The organism is Stutzerimonas sp. R40042, assembly GCF_026642215.1.
Classification (GTDB): domain Bacteria; phylum Pseudomonadota; class Gammaproteobacteria; order Pseudomonadales; family Pseudomonadaceae; genus Stutzerimonas; species Stutzerimonas frequens.
The window spans coordinates 4548331-4566234 of the sequence record NZ_CP113258.1 but is presented as its reverse complement, the minus strand read 5'-3'; the positions used below and the strand labels follow the sequence as shown (position 1 = coordinate 4566234).

At 68.8% G+C, this 17904-nt stretch carries 21 protein-coding genes; 10 read left to right on the top strand and 11 right to left on the bottom strand.

The window, feature by feature from the left end; translation table 11 throughout:
- Positions 1–58 precede the first annotated feature (58 nt).
- The 11 genes from OUY36_RS21465 to phnC form a co-directional block, all read right to left on the bottom strand.
- On the bottom strand, positions 59–1204 hold the full coding sequence (locus OUY36_RS21465) for an alpha-D-ribose 1-methylphosphonate 5-triphosphate diphosphatase (protein WP_267935997.1): 1146 nt from the start codon (positions 1202–1204) through the stop codon (positions 59–61).
- Positions 1194–1898, bottom strand: coding sequence for a phosphonate C-P lyase system protein PhnL (gene phnL, locus OUY36_RS21460; RefSeq protein WP_122097688.1), 705 nt, complete (start codon positions 1896–1898; stop codon positions 1194–1196). The genes OUY36_RS21465 and phnL overlap by 11 nt, the downstream gene beginning before the upstream one ends.
- 11 nt (positions 1899–1909) lie before the next feature.
- Entirely contained in the window at positions 1910–2722 is an 813-nt protein-coding gene (phnK, locus tag OUY36_RS21455) for a phosphonate C-P lyase system protein PhnK (RefSeq protein ID WP_267935995.1), read from the bottom strand.
- Complete coding sequence (locus OUY36_RS21450) at positions 2719–3588, bottom strand: alpha-D-ribose 1-methylphosphonate 5-phosphate C-P-lyase PhnJ (RefSeq protein ID WP_267935994.1); 870 nt, start codon at positions 3586–3588, stop codon at positions 2719–2721. The genes phnK and OUY36_RS21450 overlap by 4 nt, the downstream gene beginning before the upstream one ends.
- Positions 3585–4694, bottom strand: coding sequence for a carbon-phosphorus lyase complex subunit PhnI (locus OUY36_RS21445; protein ID WP_267935993.1), 1110 nt, complete (start codon positions 4692–4694; stop codon positions 3585–3587). The genes OUY36_RS21450 and OUY36_RS21445 overlap by 4 nt, the downstream gene beginning before the upstream one ends.
- Positions 4694–5302, bottom strand: coding sequence for a phosphonate C-P lyase system protein PhnH (gene phnH / locus OUY36_RS21440; protein WP_003303854.1), 609 nt, complete (start codon positions 5300–5302; stop codon positions 4694–4696). The genes OUY36_RS21445 and phnH overlap by 1 nt, the downstream gene beginning before the upstream one ends.
- A complete protein-coding gene (gene phnG / locus OUY36_RS21435) occupies positions 5302–5748 on the bottom strand; it encodes a phosphonate C-P lyase system protein PhnG (protein ID WP_267935991.1) in 447 nt (148 codons plus the stop codon). The genes phnH and phnG overlap by 1 nt, the downstream gene beginning before the upstream one ends.
- 11 nt (positions 5749–5759) lie before the next feature.
- Positions 5760–6467 carry a phosphonate metabolism transcriptional regulator PhnF gene (phnF, locus tag OUY36_RS21430; protein ID WP_156246250.1) on the bottom strand — a complete coding sequence of 236 codons (708 nt, stop codon included), beginning with the start codon at positions 6465–6467 and terminating at the stop codon, positions 5760–5762.
- Positions 6468–6501: 34 nt separating this feature from the next.
- Positions 6502–7296: a phosphonate ABC transporter, permease protein PhnE gene (phnE, locus tag OUY36_RS21425; protein WP_267935989.1), complete on the bottom strand. Its 795-nt coding sequence runs from the start codon at positions 7294–7296 to the stop codon at positions 6502–6504.
- Between the two features lie 62 nt (positions 7297–7358).
- Positions 7359–8360, bottom strand: coding sequence for a phosphonate ABC transporter substrate-binding protein (phnD, locus tag OUY36_RS21420; RefSeq protein ID WP_267935988.1), 1002 nt, complete (start codon positions 8358–8360; stop codon positions 7359–7361).
- 48 nt (positions 8361–8408) lie between these two features.
- Positions 8409–9239 carry a phosphonate ABC transporter ATP-binding protein gene (gene phnC, locus OUY36_RS21415; protein ID WP_267935987.1) on the bottom strand — a complete coding sequence of 277 codons (831 nt, stop codon included), beginning with the start codon at positions 9237–9239 and terminating at the stop codon, positions 8409–8411.
- A 250-nt stretch (positions 9240–9489) separates the two neighbouring features.
- Between phnC and OUY36_RS21410 the strand changes: the two genes are divergently transcribed.
- The 10 genes from OUY36_RS21410 to madM all read left to right on the top strand — a co-directional run bounded on the left by OUY36_RS21410 (position 9490) and on the right by madM (position 17839).
- The gene (locus OUY36_RS21410) at positions 9490–10254 is read left to right on the top strand and encodes an SDR family oxidoreductase (protein WP_046617401.1); all 765 of its coding nucleotides are present in this window, start codon (positions 9490–9492) and stop codon (positions 10252–10254) included.
- A 172-nt stretch (positions 10255–10426) separates the two neighbouring features.
- Positions 10427–12094 carry a malonate decarboxylase subunit alpha gene (mdcA, locus tag OUY36_RS21405; protein WP_102839027.1) on the top strand — a complete coding sequence of 556 codons (1668 nt, stop codon included), beginning with the start codon at positions 10427–10429 and terminating at the stop codon, positions 12092–12094.
- Positions 12094–12966 (top strand): triphosphoribosyl-dephospho-CoA synthase, encoded by an 873-nt coding sequence (locus tag OUY36_RS21400; RefSeq protein ID WP_267935985.1) that lies wholly within the window; start codon positions 12094–12096, stop codon positions 12964–12966. The genes mdcA and OUY36_RS21400 overlap by 1 nt, the downstream gene beginning before the upstream one ends.
- Before the next feature lie 2 nt (positions 12967–12968).
- The gene (locus tag OUY36_RS21395; RefSeq protein ID WP_003281886.1) at positions 12969–13268 is read left to right on the top strand and encodes a malonate decarboxylase subunit delta; all 300 of its coding nucleotides are present in this window, start codon (positions 12969–12971) and stop codon (positions 13266–13268) included.
- Entirely contained in the window at positions 13261–14127 is an 867-nt protein-coding gene (locus OUY36_RS21390) for a biotin-independent malonate decarboxylase subunit beta (RefSeq protein WP_267935982.1), read from the top strand. Before OUY36_RS21395 ends, OUY36_RS21390 begins: the two co-directional genes overlap by 8 nt.
- Positions 14124–14909, top strand: coding sequence for a biotin-independent malonate decarboxylase subunit gamma (gene mdcE / locus OUY36_RS21385; RefSeq protein WP_267935979.1), 786 nt, complete (start codon positions 14124–14126; stop codon positions 14907–14909). The genes OUY36_RS21390 and mdcE overlap by 4 nt, the downstream gene beginning before the upstream one ends.
- A gap of 70 nt (positions 14910–14979) precedes the next feature.
- Positions 14980–15612, top strand: coding sequence for a malonate decarboxylase holo-ACP synthase (locus tag OUY36_RS21380; protein ID WP_267935977.1), 633 nt, complete (start codon positions 14980–14982; stop codon positions 15610–15612).
- Positions 15609–16535 (top strand): malonate decarboxylase subunit epsilon, encoded by a 927-nt coding sequence (gene mdcH / locus OUY36_RS21375; RefSeq protein WP_267935975.1) that lies wholly within the window; start codon positions 15609–15611, stop codon positions 16533–16535. The genes OUY36_RS21380 and mdcH overlap by 4 nt, the downstream gene beginning before the upstream one ends.
- Positions 16536–16655: 120 nt before the next feature.
- A complete protein-coding gene (gene madL / locus OUY36_RS21370) occupies positions 16656–17069 on the top strand; it encodes a malonate transporter subunit MadL (RefSeq protein ID WP_023444066.1) in 414 nt (137 codons plus the stop codon).
- Positions 17070–17074: 5 nt separating this feature from the next.
- Positions 17075–17839 carry a malonate transporter subunit MadM gene (madM, locus tag OUY36_RS21365; RefSeq protein WP_061339912.1) on the top strand — a complete coding sequence of 255 codons (765 nt, stop codon included), beginning with the start codon at positions 17075–17077 and terminating at the stop codon, positions 17837–17839.
- Positions 17840–17904 lie beyond the last annotated feature (65 nt).

Here is a 17904-nt window from a genome sequence, read left to right as displayed (position 1 = left end):
CCGGCATGGTAGCGGCAAGCCGCCCCGCAGGGGACATCATGGTGCGGGCGCGAATGCATCAGAACACCCGCCGACCCTGGCGCCAGACCTGGCCGATCACCGGCTGGCCCTTGTGCACCTGCGCCTGGACCAGGTCGGCGCGCAGCCCGACGGCGATCTCGCCGCGATCATCCAGCCCGGCCGCGCGTGCCGGCGCCAGGCTGATGGTGGCGATGGCGCGCGGCAGGTCGTAGCCGTTGTCCTGTTCGGCCAGGCCCAGCGCGGCCTGCAGCAGGCTGGCCGGGTAGTAGTCGCTGGAGAGGATGTCCAGCACGCCGCGCCGGGCCAGATCGGCAGCGGCGATGTTGCCCGAGTGCGAGCCGCCCCGGACGATGTTCGGCGCGCCCATCAGCACCTTCAGCCCGCGTGCGTGGCTGGCCTCGGCGGCCTCGAAGGTGGTCGGGAATTCGGCGATGGCCATGCCGTAGTCCGCCGACTCGCTAACGTGCTCCAGGGTCGCGTCGTCGTGGCTGGCCAGCGCCAGGTCGCGGCTACGGCAGATGTCGACGATGGCGGCGCGCTGCTGGTCGCTGTGCCGCGCCGAGTTGGCCAGCTGCTCGGTCACGAAGGCATCCATCTCCGCCGGGCTCAGGTGGTACTTGCCCATGTAGTACTCGCGGTACTTCTCCATGCGCGCGAACTGGCGCTGGCCCGGCGCGTGGTCCATCACCGAGACCAGCTGCACCAGGGGCTGCTCGATTAGCTCGCGGAACAGCTCCAGGCACTGCGGGTGGCTGACTTCGCAGCGCAGGTGCAGGCGGTGTTCGGCGCGGGTCTGCCCGGCCGCTTCGGCCTCGGCGATGGCCTCGAGCATCACCCCGAGCTGCTGCATGCGCTTGCCCTTGGGATTGATGTCGCCGATCGACAGCGCATCGAACACCGTGGTGATGCCGGCGGCGACGATCTGCGCGTCATGGGTCAGCACCGCCGAGGCGGACGGCCAATCCACGCCGGGGCGCGGGCTCATGTGCTTTTCCAGATTGTCGGTGTGCAGTTCCACCAGCCCCGGCAGCAGCAGGTCGCCGCCCAGGTCCTGGGCCTGCGGCAGGCTGCTGGCGCCTTCGCTGATATCGGCGATCAGGCCGTCGCGGATCAGCAGGCTGCCGTGGATCACCTGATCGGCCAGCACCAGGCGGGCGTTGCTGAGTATCTGTTCAGCTGGCATGGGCCAGGTCCTCCTGCGTCATGTCCAGGTAACGGTCGGCGACTGCCTCGCGGATCGCGCGGTCGTGGAAGATGCCTATCAGCGCGCTGCCGGCGGCCCTGGCCTCGCCGATCAGTTCCAGCACCACGCCGGCGTTGGCTTCGTCCAGCGACGCGGTGGGTTCGTCGAGCAGCATCACCGGCCAGCCCACCATGAAGCCGCGCGCCAGGTTGACCCGCTGCTGCTCGCCGCCGGAAAAGGTCCCGGGGGCCAGCTGCCAGAGCCGTTCGGGAATGTTCAGCCGGGTCAGCAGCGCCTTGGCCCGCGCCTCGGCATCGACACGCGTCCAGCCGCGCGCCAGCGCCGGTTCCATCACCACCTCGAGCGCCGGCACCCGCGGGATCACCCGCAGGAACTGGCTGACGTAGCCCAGCGTCTGCCGGCGCACCGCGAGTACCTGACGTGGTTCGGCGCCGACCAGCTCCAGCCAGTCGCCGGCATGGCGGATACGGATGCTGCCGCCGGCGGGCAGGTAGTTGCCGTACAGCGTGCGCAGCAGGGTCGACTTGCCGGCGCCGGACTGACCGTGCAGCACCAGGCACTCGCCGGCGGCGACGGTGAAGTTCAGCCCGCGCAGCACCTGCAGGCTGACGCCGTGCTGCTGGTGCAGGGTGAAGGTCTTGGCGAGGTCGCGGACCTCGATCAGGTTCGTCATGACGGATTCCTTCATGGCTGCAGCACCGAGGACACCAAGAGCTGCGTGTAGGGGTGCTGCGGGTCGTCGAGGATCTGGTCGGTCAGACCCGACTCCACCACCCGCGAGCGGCGCATAACCATCAGCCGGTCGGCCAGCAGGCGTGCCACGGCGAGGTCGTGGGTGACGATCACCACCGCCAGGTCCAGCTCGCGCACCAGCCCGCGCAGGAGGTCGAGCAGGCGTGCCTGCACCGACACGTCGAGGCCGCCGGTGGGTTCGTCCATGAACACCAGCTTCGGACTGGAAACCAGGTTGCGGGCGATCTGCAGGCGCTGCTGCATGCCGCCGGAGAAGGTCCGCGGCAGGTCGTCGATGCGCGCCGGGTCGATCTCCACCTGTCTGAGCCAATCCAGCCCGGCGGCGCGCAGCTGGCCGTAATGCCTGACGCCCTGGGCCATCAGCCGCTCGCCGATGTTGGCGCCGGCGGAAACCCCCATGCGCAGGCCGTCGCGCGGGTTCTGTTCGACGAAGCCCCATTCGGTGCGCAGCAGCGTGCGCCGCTCGGCTTCGCTGGCGGCGTAGAGGTCGAGCCAGTCGCCGGCAGCATCGCGGTACTGCACGCTGCCGCGATCCGGCGGGCAGCGGCCGCAGAGCAGCGAGAGCAGGGTGGACTTGCCGGAGCCGGACTCGCCGACGATGCCCAGCACTTCGCCGGGGTAGAGCTCGAAGGACACGCCCTGGCAGCCCTTGTCCGGGCCGTACAGGCGGGTCAGGTCGCGCACCGCGAACAGCGGCTCGGTGCCGACGCCCGCGGCGGGCAGCGGTTGTTCGGCGGCACTCATGGGCGGCTCTCCTGGGGCTGGGCGCGCTGCGCGCAATAGTCGGTATCCGAGCAGACGAACTGCTTGCTGCCGGCGTCGTCGACGATCAGCTCGTCGAGGTAGGAATCGCCGCTGCCACAGATGGCGCAGCACTGTTCCCATTGCTGGATCTGGAACGGGTGATCCTCGAAATCCAGGCTGACCACGCGGGTGTACGGCGGCACGGCGTAGAGGCGCTTCTCGCGGCCGGCGCCGAACAGCATCAGCGCCGGGCTCAGGTCCAGCTTGGGGTTGTCGAATTTGGGAATCGGCGAGGGGTCCATCACGTAGCGCCCGTCCACCGTCACCGGGTAGGCGTAGCTGGTGGCGATGTGGCCGAAGGTGGCGATGTCCTCGTAGAGCTTCACGTGCATCACGCCGTAGTCGCCCAGCGCGTGCATGGTGCGCGTCTCGGTTTCCGACGGCTCGATGAAGCGCAGCGGCTCGGGGATCGGCACCTGGTAGACCATGATCTGCCCGGCGGCGAGCGGGGTTTCCGGGATGCGGTGGCGGGTCTGGATCACCGTCGCTTCCGGGGTGCGTTCGGTGGTGGCGACCCCGGCGGTGCGGGCGAAGAAGCGGCGGATCGACACCGCGTTGGTGGTGTCGTCGGCGCCCTGGTCGATCACCTTGAGCACGTCGTCGGCGCCGAGAATGGCCGCGGTCAGCTGCATGCCGCCGGTGCCCCAGCCGTAGGGCAGCGGCATCTCGCGGCCGCCGAAGGGCACCTGATAGCCGGGAATGGCGACCGCCTTGAGCAGTGCGCGGCGAATCATGCGCTTGGTCTGCTCGTCGAGGTAGGCGAAGTTGTAGCCCGCCTCGCGGGCGGGAATGGCCTGTGCATTCATGCGCGTTTCTCCTTTGCCGGCGTCTCGGCGGCTACCTCGGCCGGTTCGGTCTGCGGCTGGCGCAGCTTGCGGATCAGCTCCAGCTCGGATTGGAAGTCGACGTAGTGCGGCAGCTTCAGGTGCGAGACGAAACCGGCGGCCTCGACGTTGTCGCAGTGCATCAGGACGAATTCCTCCTGCTGCGCCGGGCCCTGCACTTCCTCGCCGTACTCGCCGGCACGCAGCGCGCGGTCGACCAGCGCCATGCCCATCGCCTTGCGCTCGGCATAGCCGAAGGCCAGGCCGTAGCCGCGGGTGAACTGCGCCTGCTCGGCGCTCTCGCCGACGAACTGGTTGACCATCTCGCACTCGGTCAGCTCGATCTCGCCGAGGCAGACCGGAAAGCCCAGCTCCTGTGGCTCGATCCAGACCTCGGCGGTGCCGATGCGAATCTCGCCGGCGAACGGGTGGTTGCGGCCGTAGCCGCGCTGGGTCGAATAGCCCAGCGCCAGCAGGAAGCCCTCGTCGCCGCGGGCCAGCGCCTGCAGGCGTTCGGCGCGGCTCGTCGGCAGCTCCAGCGGCTCGCGGGTGAGGTCCGGCACCGGCTCGCCGCGGTCGATTTCCGGCGTCATCAGGCCTTCCTCGCCGAGCAGGCCGAGTACCCGCGGGCAGTCGCTCAGCGTGGCGCCTTCATCCACTGGCGGGCCGGGGCGTTCGCCTTCGGCGAGCAGGGCGAAATCGAGCAGGCGATGGGTGTAGTCGAAGGTCGGGCCGAGCAGCTGGCCGCCGGGCACGTCCTTGAAGGTCGCCGAGATGCGCCGGCTGAGCTGCATGGCACCGGTGTCCAGCGGCAGGCTTTCGGCGAAGCGCGGCAGCGTGGTGCGGTAGGCGCGCAAGAGGAAGATCGCCTCGACCAGATCGCCGACGGCCTGCTTGATCGCCAGCGCAGCGAGTTCCTCGTCATACAGCGAGCCTTCGCTCATCACTCGCGCCACGGCGAGCGGCAGTTGCTGGCGAATCTGCTCGACGCCGAGCTCGGCGATGCCGGTATCGCCGCGGCGCTTCTTCGCCAGCAGCGCGTGGGCGTTGTCGATGGCCTGTTCGCCACCCTTGACCGCGACGTACATCAGGCCACCTCCTGCAGCGAATCGCCGATGCGCGTGCTGCGCGGCAGGCCGAGCACTTCGCCGTCGGCGCAGAACAGCGCATCGAGCCCACGCGGGAAGTCGTTGCGTGCGGCGCGCTGCTGCCAGAACGCTGGTTTCAGCGGCAGGCCGACCAGGCGGCTGCCGTCGATGCCCGGGCCCTGCCAGCTCAGCGCCGGGCCGCGGTCGAGTCGGTCGAGCTGGATCAGCAGCGTGCAGGACTGGTCCGGGTAGCGCTCGCTGCCGTTGTAGAAGCCGGAGAGGTCGTCCAGCGCGGCGGCGTCGAGCAGGGCGAACATCGCCTCCTCACGCGCCTCGACGATCGGGCAGCCGCAGTGGAAGGCCAGGTTGGCGCGAATCGCCGGGGTGTCGAAGGCCGGCGCCAGCCACAGTGGTGTGTCGTTATCCAGCAGGCTCAGGCATAGCGCATAGCTGGCGGCCTGCAGATGGTCGATGGCGGCGACGCTGACCAGCGGCTGGCGCGTGCCCGGCTCGGCCAGGGACTTGAGCGCGGCGCGAAAGCTTTTCTGTGCATCCAGCACCGGGTCGGCGAAGGCGGCCTGCAACAGGTCGGATGGGGCGCGATTCATCAGTCTTCTCCTCGCAGCAGCGTGAAGAACTCCACGCGGGTAGTGGCGATTTCGGCGGCCTTTTGCGCGGCGCGTCGGGCCTGCGCGGCGGCCAGCGGTTCGATCAGTTCATTGAGCCAGCGGCTCTGCTGTGGGCCTTGCAGGTGGGCGTCGGCGAGCGCGGCGAGCTCGGCCTGGCGCTTGTCGCGGCCGGCGCGGTAGCTGTAGCCGGTGCTGCCGTCGGCCAGGCGCACCACGCAGCGGGTGACGCTCATCTCGCCGAGGTTGAACGGCGCACCGGTGCCGCCCATGCGCCCGCGAACCAGGGTCATGCCGATTTCCGCGGGGCGGATCAGCTGGTAGGCGCAGTTGTGCAGGTCACTCTCGAAAGGCGCCAGGTCGGCGGCGCTGGCGCGGGCCAGCACGGCCATCCAGCGCTGGCGCGGGGATTGTTCGCGGGTGTGCATGGGGTTCTCCATCAGGTGGCGACCTGGTACTGGAAGCGGTCGGAACGGCTGGCCGAAAGGGCGATCTCCACCGGTCGCCCGGCGGCATCGCAGGACAGGGTGAACACCGACAGCAGTGGCATGCGCAGGGGCATCAGCAGCTGTGCGGCCTCGTCGCGATCGGCCAGGCGTGCGCCGATCAGGCTGAAACGGCGCGTCAGCGGCAGGCCGCGTTCGCCGAGGTAGCGGCGCAGCGAGCCGCCCTGGTAGTCGGCGAGCCGTTCGGCGTGGCTGGCGCAGTAGCGGTGGCGGATCAGGCTGACCGGCTCGCCGTCGAGCAGGCGCAGGGTGCTCAGCTCGATCAGCGCGGCGCCTTCGGCCAGTTGCAGGTGACGTGCTTCCTCGGCGCTGGCGCTGAGCTGACGGCGCGCGAGCAGGCGCGCCTCGGTGCGCAAGCCGAGGGCGGCCAGCGATTCGCTGTAGGCGCTGTCGGCCTGCAGCGGATACACCAGCGGGCGTTGCAACACCTGGGTGCCCTTGCCCTGGCGGCGCAGCAGACGGCCTTCGTTGATCAGCTCGTCGACGGCGCGGCGTAGGGTGTGGCGGTTGACCGCGAAGCGCCGCGCCAGCTGCATCTCGCCGGGGAGAAAGTCGCCGATGCGGTAGTGGCGCAATTCGCCGCGCAGCACCTGGGCCAGTTCGAGGTAGAGCGGTTCGCTGGGTTGTCTAGACAACTGCATGGTTTTTTCGAGAGGCGCACGGCGCCTCACTCCGTCAGATGAAGCGCTTGCGCAGGCGCTGGGAGAGCAGGTCGATCAGGCTCACCACGGCGATGATGATCAGCAGCAGGGCGGCGGTCTGGCCGAACTGGAAGCCGCGAATGGCTTCCCAGAGGATCACGCCGATACCGCCGGCGCCGACCATGCCGACCACCGTGGCCGAGCGCACGTTGGATTCGAAGCGGTACAGCGAGTAGGAAATCCACAGCGGCAGCACCTGCGGAATCACCCCGAAGATGACTTCCTGCAGCGCACTGGCACCGGTGGCACGCACACCTTCCACCGGGCCCGGTTCGATGGCTTCCACGGCTTCGGCGAACAGCTTGGCGAGCACGCCGGTGGTGCTGATCCACAGCGCCAGCACGCCGGCGAAGGGGCCGAGGCCGACGGCGACGACGAAGAGCATGGCGAAGACCATCTCGTTGATCGAACGGCAGGCGTCCATCAGCCGGCGCACCGGCTGGTAGACCCACCAGGGCACGATGTTCTCGGAGCTGAGAATGCCCAGCGGGATGGCGCAGACGATCGCCAGCAGGGTGCCCCAGAGGGCGATGTGCACCGTGGTGACCATCTCCCTGAGGTACAGCTGCCAGTTGCTGAAGTCCGGCGGGAAGAAGTCGGCGGCAAAGGTCGCCATGTTGGCGCTGTCGCGGATCAGCAGCAGCGGATTCATCTCCGCGCCCTGCCAGGACCAGGCCAGCACGGCCAGGCACAGGCCCCAGCCGAGCAGGCGCAGCCAGCTGCGCTTGTCGTTGCCCGCCAGAGGCGGTGTGGTGCTCAGAGTGGTCATGTTCAGTTCTCGAAAACGGCGCGGACGGGGGCGCGGCGCCAGCGCGCCACGCCCGGCGTTGCTCAGCTGGCCTTGGCGGCGTTCTTCTGCTCGCGCTCGGCCATGCGCTGTTCCAGCTTGGCCAGCTCGTCGTCGATGCCCTGCAGCTTGGCCTGGCGATCGCTGTCGGAGAGCTTGCTGTCGGCGGCGACTTCGCTGCGCTTCTTGAACAGTTCCAGCTGGCGGATCGGCAGCAGCTGGTCGTTGTCGGAAGCACGGAACGGAGCCCACTGCAGCGCGGCGAGAATTTCCTTCTCGGCCGGCTTGGCGCCGTAGCTCATGAAGAACTCGCGCAGCCTGTTTTTCTGCTCGTCGCTCAGGCTCTTGCGCCACACCAGCGGGTCGGCCGGGATCAACGGCGAGGTCCAGATCACCTTGAGTTGGGCAGCCTTGTCCGGCGCGGTGATCTCAAGGCGCTCCATGCCTTCGCTGTTGAAGGTGCCGACATCGACCTGCTTGTTCGCCACCGACAGCGCGTTCACTTCGTGGCTGCCGTTGAGGCTGCGCTTGAAGGCCTGGCCGGCGTCGACCTTGTTCTTGGCGAACACGTAGTAGCCGGGCACCAGGTAGCCGGAGGTGGAGTTCGGGTCACCGTTGGCAAAGGTCAGGCTCGTGGCGTTCTTCAGCACGTCCTCGACCGAGTTCAGGGCGCTGTCCTTGTGCACGATCAGGTGGCTGTAGTAGCCCGGGCTGCCGTTGGCCGCGACGGTCTGGGCGAAGACTTCACCGCCAGCGCGGTCCACCGCTTCCATCGCCGACTTGTTGCCGTACCAGGCCAGGTCGACCTTGTCGAAGCGCATGCCCTGGATCACCCCGGCGTAATCGGGGGCGAAGAAGGCTTTCACCTCGTAGCCGGTCTGCTTGCTCATGTCGGCGAGGAAGGGGTCCCAGACGCTGCGCAGGTTCTGCGAGGACTCGGTGGAGATGATGCCGAAGGTGATGGTCTCGGCGGCCTGCGCGGTGCCGAACATCGCACCGGCAAGCAGCGTGGAGGCGGCGAGGGCGCGGCTGAAGCGTTTCAACATGGAGGTCACTCCTGAGGTGTGGCGTTAGTTGTCGGGTTGACCTGCGGCTCAGCCGTTGACCAGCTGCAGCTGCCGCGGCTCGGCGGCACGGGCGCGGTCGGAGAACAGCAGGCTGGCGTTCAGGTCGGCGCCGTAGAGGTCGTTAAGCAGGTGGTCGCTGAGTGCCGCCGAGGGGCCGTCGTAATGAATGCGCCCGCCCTTGAGCGCCACGGCGCGGGAGCAATAGCGCAGGGCGTAGTCGACCTGATGCAGGGTCACCACCACGGTCTTGCCGTCCTGGCGGTTGATGTCGGCGAGGATCTCCATGACCTTGCGCGCCGACTCCGGGTCGAGCGAGGCGATGGGTTCGTCGGCGAGGATCACCTCGGCCTGCTGGGTCAGCGCACGGGCGATCGCCACCCGCTGCTGCTGGCCGCCGGAGAGCGTCGAGGCGCGCTGCGCGGCGCGCTCGGCCAGGCCGACGCGCTCCAGTGCGGCCATGGCCTGGCGCTTCTGCTCGTCGCTGAACATGCCCAGCGATCCGCGCCAGCGCGGCATGCGACCGAGAAAGCCGAGCAGGACGTTGTCCAGCACGCTGAGGCGGTTGACCAGGTTGAACTGCTGGAAGATGTAGCCGATGTCGGCGCGCAGGCGGCGCACCTCGCCGTGCAGACGGCCGGTGGCCTGAACCTCGCGGCCGAGCACCTCGATGCGTCCACCGGCGGAGCGGTCGCAGCAGGCCAGGCCGGCCAGATGGCGCAACAGCGTGGACTTGCCGGAACCGGACGCGCCGATCAGCGCCACCATCTCGCCTGGCTGTATCGCCAGGCCCAGGTCGAACAGCGCCTGCTTGCCGGCGAAGGTCTTGTTCAGTCGCTCGACTCGAATAGCCGCATTCATGTCTTGCCCTCTCGTCTGCGCGGCCGGGGAGGTCGGCCAACTTGTCTAGACGAGAAGGTAGTCAGGCTCTGTTGCAGTCCCGCTAAGCGTCCGTGAACCTGCGATGACCATTCGGTGAAGCTTCGACGGTCAGCGCAGCGGCCAGTCGGCGCACGCAAGGCTTTGCCTTCGCGGCGCGCGCCCCTAAGCTGGTCAGCGAGCTGCCGCGTCGCCTACACGACGGTCGGGCCTGTCAGAAAAGAGGAAGAGCATGAAACAGAAGATCGTATTCATCACCGGCGCCACCTCCGGCTTCGGCCGCGCCACTGCCCGCCGCTTCGCCGAGGCCGGCTGGGCGCTGGTCCTCACCGGGCGACGCAGCGAGCGCCTGGAAGCGCTGCAGAGCGAGCTGTCGGCGAAGGTGCCGGTGCACATCGCCACCCTCGATGTGCGCCATGCCGGCGCGGTGAAGGAGGTGGTCGAGCAGCTGCCCAGCGAGTTCAGCCAGATCGATTGCCTGGTCAACAACGCCGGCCTGGCGCTGGCGCCGCAGCCGGCGCAGCAGGTCGACCTCGCTGACTGGCACACCATGATCGATACCAACATCACCGGCCTGGTCAACGTCACCCACGCGCTGCTGCCGACGCTGATCGCCACCGGCAAGGGTGCCAGCATCGTCAACATCGGCTCGGTGGCCGGCCACTGGCCGTATCCGGGCGGCCACGTCTACGGCGCGACCAAGGCCTTCGTCGAGCAGTTCGGCTACAACCTGCGCTGCGACCTGCTCGGCACCGGCGTGCGCGTTACCGACATCGCCCCGGGCATGGCCGAGACCGAGTTCACCCTGGTCCGCACCAAGGGCGATCAGGACGCCAGCGACCGGCTCTACCGCGGCACCACGCCGCTGACCGCCGAGGACATCGCCGAGCAGATCTTCTACGTCGCCACCCTGCCGGATCACATCAACATCAATCGCCTGGAAGTGATGCCGACGCGTCAGGCCTGGTCGCCGTTCAATATCGATCGCGACAAGTAATCGCTCCAAGAGGCGTGGCGTGCCATGCGCCGCGCCTGCTGCATGCCTCGCAAACCGGCCGTTCAGACATATCGTTAACCCAAGCGTAACGGTCGCGCCTGCTGCTTGATTGATGACCTTCCGGTCACCTCCCTACTGTGCGCTCCACATCGCGGAAACCTGTGGAGTCAGCATGACAACAACAATCTCCCCACCGCCGCAGTGGTCGCGTCGTCGCGCTGAAAAAGCCCGCCGTCTCGACCAGGTGCGCAGCCTCGCCGATGGCGTGGTACTGCCCAGCGAGCGGATCGTCGAGGCCCTGGAACTGCTGATCGCCCCCGGTGATCGCGTGGTGCTCGAGGGCAACAACCAGAAGCAGGCGGACTTCCTCTCCCGCTCCCTGGCCAAGGCCGACCCCGGCAAGCTACATGACCTGCACATGATCATGCCGAGCGTCAGCCGCGCCGAGCATCTGGATCTGTTCGAGCGGCAGATCGCGCGCAAGCTCGACTTCTCCTTCGCCGGCCCGCAGAGCCTGCGCATCAGCCAGCTGCTCGAAGACGGCCTGCTGGAAGTCGGTGCCATCCACACCTACATCGAACTCTACTCGCGCCTCTTGGTGGACCTGATCCCCAACGTCGCGCTGGTGGCCGGCTTCCAGGCCGACCGCCACGGCAACATCTACACCGGCCCCAGCACCGAAGACACCCCGGCGCTGGTCGAGCCGACCGCCTTCAGCGACGGCATCGTCATCGTCCAGGTCAACGAGATCGTCGACGAACTGCCGCGCGTGGACATCCCGGCGAGCTGGGTCGATTTCGTCGTGGTGGCGGACAAGCCGTTCTACATCGAGCCGCTGTTCACCCGCGACCCGCGCCACATCAAGCCGGTGCACGTGCTGATGGCGATGATGGCGATCCGCGGCATCTACGAAAAACACAACGTGCAGTCGCTCAACCACGGCATCGGTTTCAACACCGCGGCCATCGAGCTGATCCTGCCGACCTACGGCGAATCCCTCGGCCTGAAAGGCAAGATCTGCCGCAACTGGACGCTCAACCCGCACCCGACGCTGATCCCGGCGATCGAGACTGGCTGGGTCGAGAGCGTGCATTGCTTCGGCACCGAGCTGGGCATGGAGAACTACATCGCCCAGCGCCCGGACGTGTTCTTCACCGGGCGCGACGGCTCGATGCGCTCCAATCGCATGATGTGCCAGCTGGCCGGGCAATACGCCGTGGACCTGTTCATCGGCGCCACCCTGCAGGTCGATGGCGACGGCCATTCCTCCACCGTCACCCGCGGCCGCCTGGCCGGTTTCGGCGGCGCGCCGAACATGGGCCACGACCCACGCGGTCGCCGCCATCCGACCCCGGCCTGGCTGGACATGGCCATGCCCGGCGGCGAGGCCCCGGTGACCATGCTCGAGCGCGGCAAGAAGCTCGTGGTGCAGATGGTCGAGACCTTCCAGGAAGGCGGCAAACCCACCTTCGTCGAGCAGCTCGACGCGGTGGAGGTGGCGAAGAAGAGCGGCATGCCGCTGGCGCCGATCATGATCTACGGCGACGACGTCACCCACCTGCTCACCGAGGAAGGCATCGCCTACCTGTACAAGGCCCGTTCGCTGGAGGAACGCCAGGCGATGATCGCCGCGGTGGCCGGCGTCACCAGCATCGGCCTGCGGCACAACCCGAAGGACACCGAGCGCATGCGCCGCGAAGGGCTGATCGCCCTGCCGGAAGACCTCGGCATCCGCCGCAACGACGCCACCCGCGAACTGCTCGCCGCCAAGAGCATCGCCGAGCTGGTCGAGTGGTCCGGCGGCCTCTACAACCCGCCTGCCAAGTTCAGGAGCTGGTGATGAGCGCACTCATTGCACGACAGGCGCCGACCGCGGCCGAGCGCCTGGCCGATCTGGCGGTGCAGGCGCTGGTCGACGAGGCCGATCTGTCGCCCAAGCCGGGGCTGGTCGACCGGCGCGGCAGTGGCGCGCACAGCGATCTGCACCTGGGGCTGATGCACGCCTCGGCGCAGTCGCTGTGGCCGGCGTTCGCCGCCATGGCCGATGCCGCGCGGTGCGAAGGTCGGGTCAGCCAGGCGCTGCGTGAAACCCTCGGCCAGCTGGGCCGCGACGGCGAAGCGGAGATGTTGCGCGTCACCGCCGGGGTCAACACCCATCGCGGCGCGATCTGGGCGCTGGGGCTGCTCAGCGCGGCGGCCATGCTGGAAAGCGGCGCTTCGGCCGGCGGGATCGCCGCCAGCGCGGCCGCCCTGGCGCGGCTGGATGACCCGGCCGCGCCGCACAACCCGGACAGCCATGGCGCGCGGGTTTGCCGTCGCTACGGCGTGCTCGGCGCCCGCGAACAGGCGCAGCACGGCTTTCCCGCGGTCATCGAACACGGCTTGCCGCAACTCCTGGCCAGTCGCCGCGCCGGCGCCGGCGAGCAGAACGCCAGGCTCGATGCACTGCTGGCGATCATGAGCAGCCTGACCGACACCTGCGTGCTGCATCGCGCCGGTCTTGAGGGGCTGACCCGCATGCAGGCCGGTGCCCGCGCCGTGCTCGAAGCCGGTGGTGCCGCGACCCTCGCCGGTCGTCGCCAGCTGCGCCTGCTCGATCGCGACATGCTCGCCCTCAACGCCTCGCCGGGGGGCGCCGCCGACCTCCTGGCCGCCACCCTTTTCCTCGACCGTCTGGCGCCGCATGCGCCGGCGCCGACTGGGAGCAACTGAACATGGAAACCCTGTCTTTCGAATTCGCCGCCGGGCAACCCGCCCGCGGCAAGGCCCTGGTCGGCGTGGTCGGCTCGGGCGATCTGGAAGTGCTGCTGGAACCCGGCCAGGCCGGCAAGCTGGCGATCCAGGTAGTCACCTCGGTCAATGGTGCCGAGCAACGCTGGAAGAGCCTGTTCGAGCGGATGTTCCGCGAGCAGACGCCACCGGCATTGAACATCGATATTCACGATTTTGGGGCCACGCCCGGCGTAGTGCGTCTGCGCCTGGAGCAGGGACTGGAGGAGGTCGGCCATGACTGATGCGTCCGCTAACACCGTGGCCCGTTTACTCGCGTCGCGCAGCTTCGTCGAGCTCGGTGCCCGCCAGCGTGCCCGCGCACTGCTGGACGAGGGCAGCTTCCGCGAACTGCTCGATCCGTTCGATCGCGTCACCTCGCCCTGGCTGCCGAAGCAGGGCATCGTCACCCAGGCCGACGACGGCGTGGTGGTCGCCAAGGGCACCATTGACGGCCAGCCGGCGGTGATCGCCGCCATCGAAGGCGCCTTCCAGGGCGGCAGCATGGGCGAAGTCGGCGGCGCGAAGATCGCCGGCGCGCTGGAGCTGGCTGCCGAAGACAACCGCAACGGCATCCCGACCCGCGCCGTGCTCCTGCTGGAAACCGGTGGCGTGCGTCTGCAGGAGGCCAACCTGGGCCTGGCGGCTATCGCCGAGATCCAGGCGGCCATCGTCGAGCTGCGCGACTACCAGCCGGTGATCGGCGTGGTCGCCGGTTCCGTCGGCTGCTTCGGTGGCATGTCCATCGCCGCCGGGCTGTGCAGCTACCTGGTCGTCACCCGCGAAGCCCGCGTCGGCCTCAATGGCCCGCAGGTGATCGAGCAGGAAGCCGGGCTCGACGAGTACGACTCGCGCGACCGCCCCTTCATCTGGAGCCTGACCGGCGGTGAGCAACGCTATGCCTCGGGTCTGGTGGACGCCTACGTCGCCGACGACACCGATGCCATCCGCGCGCAGCTGCACGAGCTGTTCGCCCTCGGCAAACCCGTTCAACCGCGCAGCCGACGCCACGCCTGGTTCCTCCAGCGCCTGGCCGACGTCGACACCCGCACGCAGCTCGATGCCGCCGCCGTGCGTGCCCTCTACGAAGGAGATGCCCAATGAGCCGTGGACTGAACTGGTTGCAAGCCTTGGCCGGCGGCCAGGCACTGGCGGGCTATCCGGCCTCGGTGAAGGTGGTCGACGGCACCCTCGGTGAGCGCACCGCCCGCTATATCGCTGTGGTGCCGGACGCCGAGAATCCCTTCCCGCGCGCGCGCAATGGCGAGGTCGGTCTGCTTGAAGGCTGGGCCCTGGGCCAGGCGCTGGACGAGGTGATCGCCGCCGATCGCGACAAGGCGGACAAGCGTGTGCTGGTCGCCGTGGTCGACGTGCCGAGCCAGGCCTATGGCCGCCGCGAGGAGGCGCTGGGCATTCACCAGGCGCTGGCCGGTGCGGTGGACGGCTATGCCCGTGCGCGGCTGGCCGGGCACCCGGTGATCGCGCTGCTGGTGGGCAAGGCCATGTCCGGCGCCTTTCTCGCCCACGGCTATCAGGCCCAGCGGATCATCGCCCTGCGCGATCCGGGCGTGATGGTGCATGCCATGGGCAAGGCCGCCGCGGCGCGCATCACCCTGCGCAGCGTCGAGGAGCTGGAAGCCCTGGCCGAATCGGTGCCGCCGATGGCCTACGACATCGACAACTACGCGACCCTCGGCCTGCTCTGGGAAACCCTCTCGGTGGACAGCATCGAGCAGCCTTCGGCGGACGACCTGGCGCGGGTGCGTGATTGCCTGAACAAGGCTGTGGCGGACATCGGTGGCAGCAGCGATCTGCGTGGTCGTCTCGGCGCGCCGAACCGCGAGGCGTCGTCGCGGGTGCGCGAGCTGCTGCGCGCGCAGTGGTAGCGAACACCTGAGCGGCCGTATCGCCGAACCCGTCAGCGACTCGACAACAACAATCACGAGGAGGCTGTAGATGCACGACACACCGCGTCCCCACGACCTGCTCTGGGGCATGACCCCGGCCCAGCTGCCGGCCGACGCGCCGGATTGGGCGCGTCGGGTGCTCGCTGCCGGCCAGCCGGTGGTGGTGCGTCGGGCGCGGGTGGCGCTCGGCGAGGTCGCGGTGGGTGTACGCGGCGCCAGCCGGGACCAGCGCTACGCCACCTCGATGGCGCTCGGCCGCGTGCTGCGTTGCGTCAGCCCTGAACAACTGGTGCAGCGGCTGCCAACCGCCGGGCTTGCGGCGCTGCGTGCGCTGGAGCTGGTCAAGCCGATGCTCGACGCCCTGGGCTACGGCTGGGGCGTGACCGGCTCGGTGGGCTACCAGCTCGCCACGGAGCTGCCAACGGTGACCACCGGCAGTGACCTGGACCTGCTGTTGCGTGTGCCTGAGCCGCTGTCACGCGACGCGGCCGCCGAACTGCTGGCGCTGTTCGACGGCGCACCCAGCCGCATCGACATGCAGCTCGAAACTCCCAACGGCGCCATCGCGCTGCGTGAGTGGGCCGGCCAGACGGCTCGCGTGCTGCTCAAGTGCGCCACGGGTGCACGCCTGGTGGCCGACCCTTGGCGGCTGGCATCGGACGGCACGGAGCGGGTCGCATGAGCAGCCTGTTCGCCTTTCCCGGCCAGGGCGCGCAGAAGCCCGGCATGCTGCAGCGCCTGCCCGAGGCGTCGGAAGTCGCCGCAACCCTGGCCGAGGCCAGTGCCGTGCTCGGCGAGGATGCGCTGCTGCTCGATTCGGCCGAGGCGCTGCGATCGACCCGCGCGGTGCAGCTCTGCCTGCTGATCGCCGGGGTCGCCGGGGCGCGGCTGCTGATGCGCGATGGCCAGCGGCCGGACTACGTGGCCGGGCTGTCCATCGGTGCCTATGCCGCGGCGGTTGTCACCGAGTCGCTAGCGTTCGCCGACGCCCTGCGCCTGGTCGCCCTGCGCGGCGAGCTGATGCAGCAGGCCTACCCCGAGGGCTACGGCATGACAGCCATCCTCGGCCTGTCGCTGGGCACGGTCGAGACGCTGCTGGCCGAAGCCGAGGGCCCGGTTCACCTGGGCAACATCAACGCCGACAACCAGATCGTCATCGCTGGCAGCGATGCCGCCATGGCCGCGGTAGCCGCGCGGGCCAAGGCGCTGGGCGCCTCCTGCGCGCGGCGCCTGGCGATGAGCGTGCCGTCGCATTGCGCGCTGCTCGAGCAGCCGGCACAGCGACTGGCGGAGGCCTTCGCCAAGGTCGAGGTGCATGCCCCGCGGATTCGCTACCTCAGCGGCTCCTCGGCGCGCCCGCTGTTCGACGCCGAGCGCCTGCGCGACGACCTGGCCTTCAACATGTGCCGCATCATCGACTGGCACGGCACCCTGCGCACCGCTTACGAACGCGGGGTGCGCCTGCACATCGAACTGCCCCCGGGCCAGGTGCTGACCGGCCTGGCGCGGCGGGTTTTCGAACAGGGTACGCTGGCCGCCTTCGACGGCGCCCGGCTCGACACACTGGACGCCTTGCTGCGTCAGGAGGGCAGCCAGAGCCGATAGACCGCGTGCACATTCAGCGCGAGCAAGCCTTACTCGCGGCTGATCGATGGATAACAACAACGACCTCGACAACACGCGCCAAGCCCTCTGCAGGCGGCGCAACCAAAAAGGACAAGAACAATGATCATCTTTGGTGTGGCCTTCCTGGCCTTGTGTACCCTCACCGGCATCTTCGTCGGCGAGCTGCTCGGCAAGCTGATCGGCGTACCGGCCAACGTCGGTGGCGTCGGCATCGCCATGGTGCTGCTCATCCTCGTCGGCAGTTACCTGAAGAACCGCGGCCTGTTCAAGCCGGAAACCGAACAGGGCGTGAAGTTCTGGAGCGCCGTCTACATCCCGATCGTGGTCGCCATGGCCGCGCAGCAGAACGTCTACGGCGCGCTGTCCGGCGGCCCGATGGCGATTCTCGCCGGCATCGCCGCGGTGGTTCTGGCCTTCGCCCTGGTCCCGGTGCTGGACCGCATCGGCCGAAAAAAGTCTGAGGCCGAGCCGGTTGCCACCGCCAAGCCCACCACCAGCAGCGCACGGGGGTAATGGCCATGTACGAATCGCTCATGAAAGTGGTCACCGGCTACGGCATGATCAGCGGCTTCGCCCTCATCGGCGCAACCATGTGGCTGTCCTACTGGCTGTCCGACAAGCTCACCAAGGGCCGCCTGCACGGCTCGGCAGTCGCCATCCTCATCGGCCTGTTGCTCTCCTACATCGGCGGCGTGGTCACCGGCGGGCAGAAGGGCCTGGTCGATATCGCCCTGTTCTCCGGCATCGGCCTGCTCGGCGGCGCCATGCTGCGTGACTTCGCCATCGTCGCCACCGGTTTCGGTGTCAGCGTCGAAGAGCTCAAGCGCGCCGGGATGGTGGGCGTGCTGGCGCTGTTCGTCGGCGTGTTCTCCTCCTTCATCGCCGGTGTCGCAGTGGCCATCGCCTTCGGCTACACCGATGCGGTCAGCCTGACCACCATCGGCACCGGTGCGGTGACCTACATCGTCGGCCCGGTCACCGGCGCGGCGATCGGCGCCAGCTCCGAGGTGATGGCGCTGTCGATCGCCGCCGGCCTGGTCAAGGCGATCCTGGTGATGGTGGCCACGCCCTTCGTCGCCCCGCTGATCGGCCTGAACAACCCGCGCTCGGCGGTGATCTTCGGCGGCCTGATCGGCACCTCCAGCGGCGTGGCCGGCGGTCTGGCGGCCACCGATCCGAAGCTGGTGCCCTACGGCTGTCTGACCGCCGCGTTCTACACCGCGCTGGGCTGCCTGCTCGGGCCGTCGCTGCTGTTCTTCGTCATGCGCGGGCTGCTCGGCTGAGACGCAGCAGCAAAGGTGGAAAAGGCTGCGCCGTTTTCCACCCTACGGTAGCCATGCGTAGGGTG

Excerpts from the sequence above, each read along its gene's own strand:
- madM (WP_061339912.1), top strand. The coding sequence starts at position 17,075 with ATGTACGAATCGCTCATGAAAGTGGTCACCGGCTACGGCATGATCAGC.
- OUY36_RS21380 (WP_267935977.1), top strand. The coding sequence starts at position 14,980 with ATGCACGACACACCGCGTCCCCACGACCTGCTCTGGGGCATGACCCCG.
- phnG (WP_267935991.1), bottom strand. The coding sequence starts at position 5,748 with ATGCACACCCGCGAACAATCCCCGCGCCAGCGCTGGATGGCCGTGCTG.
- OUY36_RS21450 (WP_267935994.1), bottom strand. The coding sequence starts at position 3,588 with ATGAATGCACAGGCCATTCCCGCCCGCGAGGCGGGCTACAACTTCGCC.
- mdcA (WP_102839027.1), top strand. The coding sequence starts at position 10,427 with ATGACAACAACAATCTCCCCACCGCCGCAGTGGTCGCGTCGTCGCGCT.
- OUY36_RS21445 (WP_267935993.1), bottom strand. The coding sequence starts at position 4,694 with ATGTACGTCGCGGTCAAGGGTGGCGAACAGGCCATCGACAACGCCCAC.
- phnF (WP_156246250.1), bottom strand. The coding sequence starts at position 6,467 with ATGCAGTTGTCTAGACAACCCAGCGAACCGCTCTACCTCGAACTGGCC.
- mdcH (WP_267935975.1), top strand. The coding sequence starts at position 15,609 with ATGAGCAGCCTGTTCGCCTTTCCCGGCCAGGGCGCGCAGAAGCCCGGC.
- phnL (WP_122097688.1), bottom strand. The coding sequence starts at position 1,898 with ATGACGAACCTGATCGAGGTCCGCGACCTCGCCAAGACCTTCACCCTG.
- OUY36_RS21390 (WP_267935982.1), top strand. The coding sequence starts at position 13,261 with ATGACTGATGCGTCCGCTAACACCGTGGCCCGTTTACTCGCGTCGCGC.
- phnD (WP_267935988.1), bottom strand. The coding sequence starts at position 8,360 with ATGTTGAAACGCTTCAGCCGCGCCCTCGCCGCCTCCACGCTGCTTGCC.
- phnC (WP_267935987.1), bottom strand. The coding sequence starts at position 9,239 with ATGAATGCGGCTATTCGAGTCGAGCGACTGAACAAGACCTTCGCCGGC.
- phnH (WP_003303854.1), bottom strand. The coding sequence starts at position 5,302 with ATGAATCGCGCCCCATCCGACCTGTTGCAGGCCGCCTTCGCCGACCCG.
- mdcE (WP_267935979.1), top strand. The coding sequence starts at position 14,124 with ATGAGCCGTGGACTGAACTGGTTGCAAGCCTTGGCCGGCGGCCAGGCA.
- OUY36_RS21395 (WP_003281886.1), top strand. The coding sequence starts at position 12,969 with ATGGAAACCCTGTCTTTCGAATTCGCCGCCGGGCAACCCGCCCGCGGC.
- OUY36_RS21400 (WP_267935985.1), top strand. The coding sequence starts at position 12,094 with ATGAGCGCACTCATTGCACGACAGGCGCCGACCGCGGCCGAGCGCCTG.
- OUY36_RS21410 (WP_046617401.1), top strand. The coding sequence starts at position 9,490 with ATGAAACAGAAGATCGTATTCATCACCGGCGCCACCTCCGGCTTCGGC.
- phnK (WP_267935995.1), bottom strand. The coding sequence starts at position 2,722 with ATGAGTGCCGCCGAACAACCGCTGCCCGCCGCGGGCGTCGGCACCGAG.
- madL (WP_023444066.1), top strand. The coding sequence starts at position 16,656 with ATGATCATCTTTGGTGTGGCCTTCCTGGCCTTGTGTACCCTCACCGGC.
- phnE (WP_267935989.1), bottom strand. The coding sequence starts at position 7,296 with ATGACCACTCTGAGCACCACACCGCCTCTGGCGGGCAACGACAAGCGC.
- OUY36_RS21465 (WP_267935997.1), bottom strand. The coding sequence starts at position 1,204 with ATGCCAGCTGAACAGATACTCAGCAACGCCCGCCTGGTGCTGGCCGAT.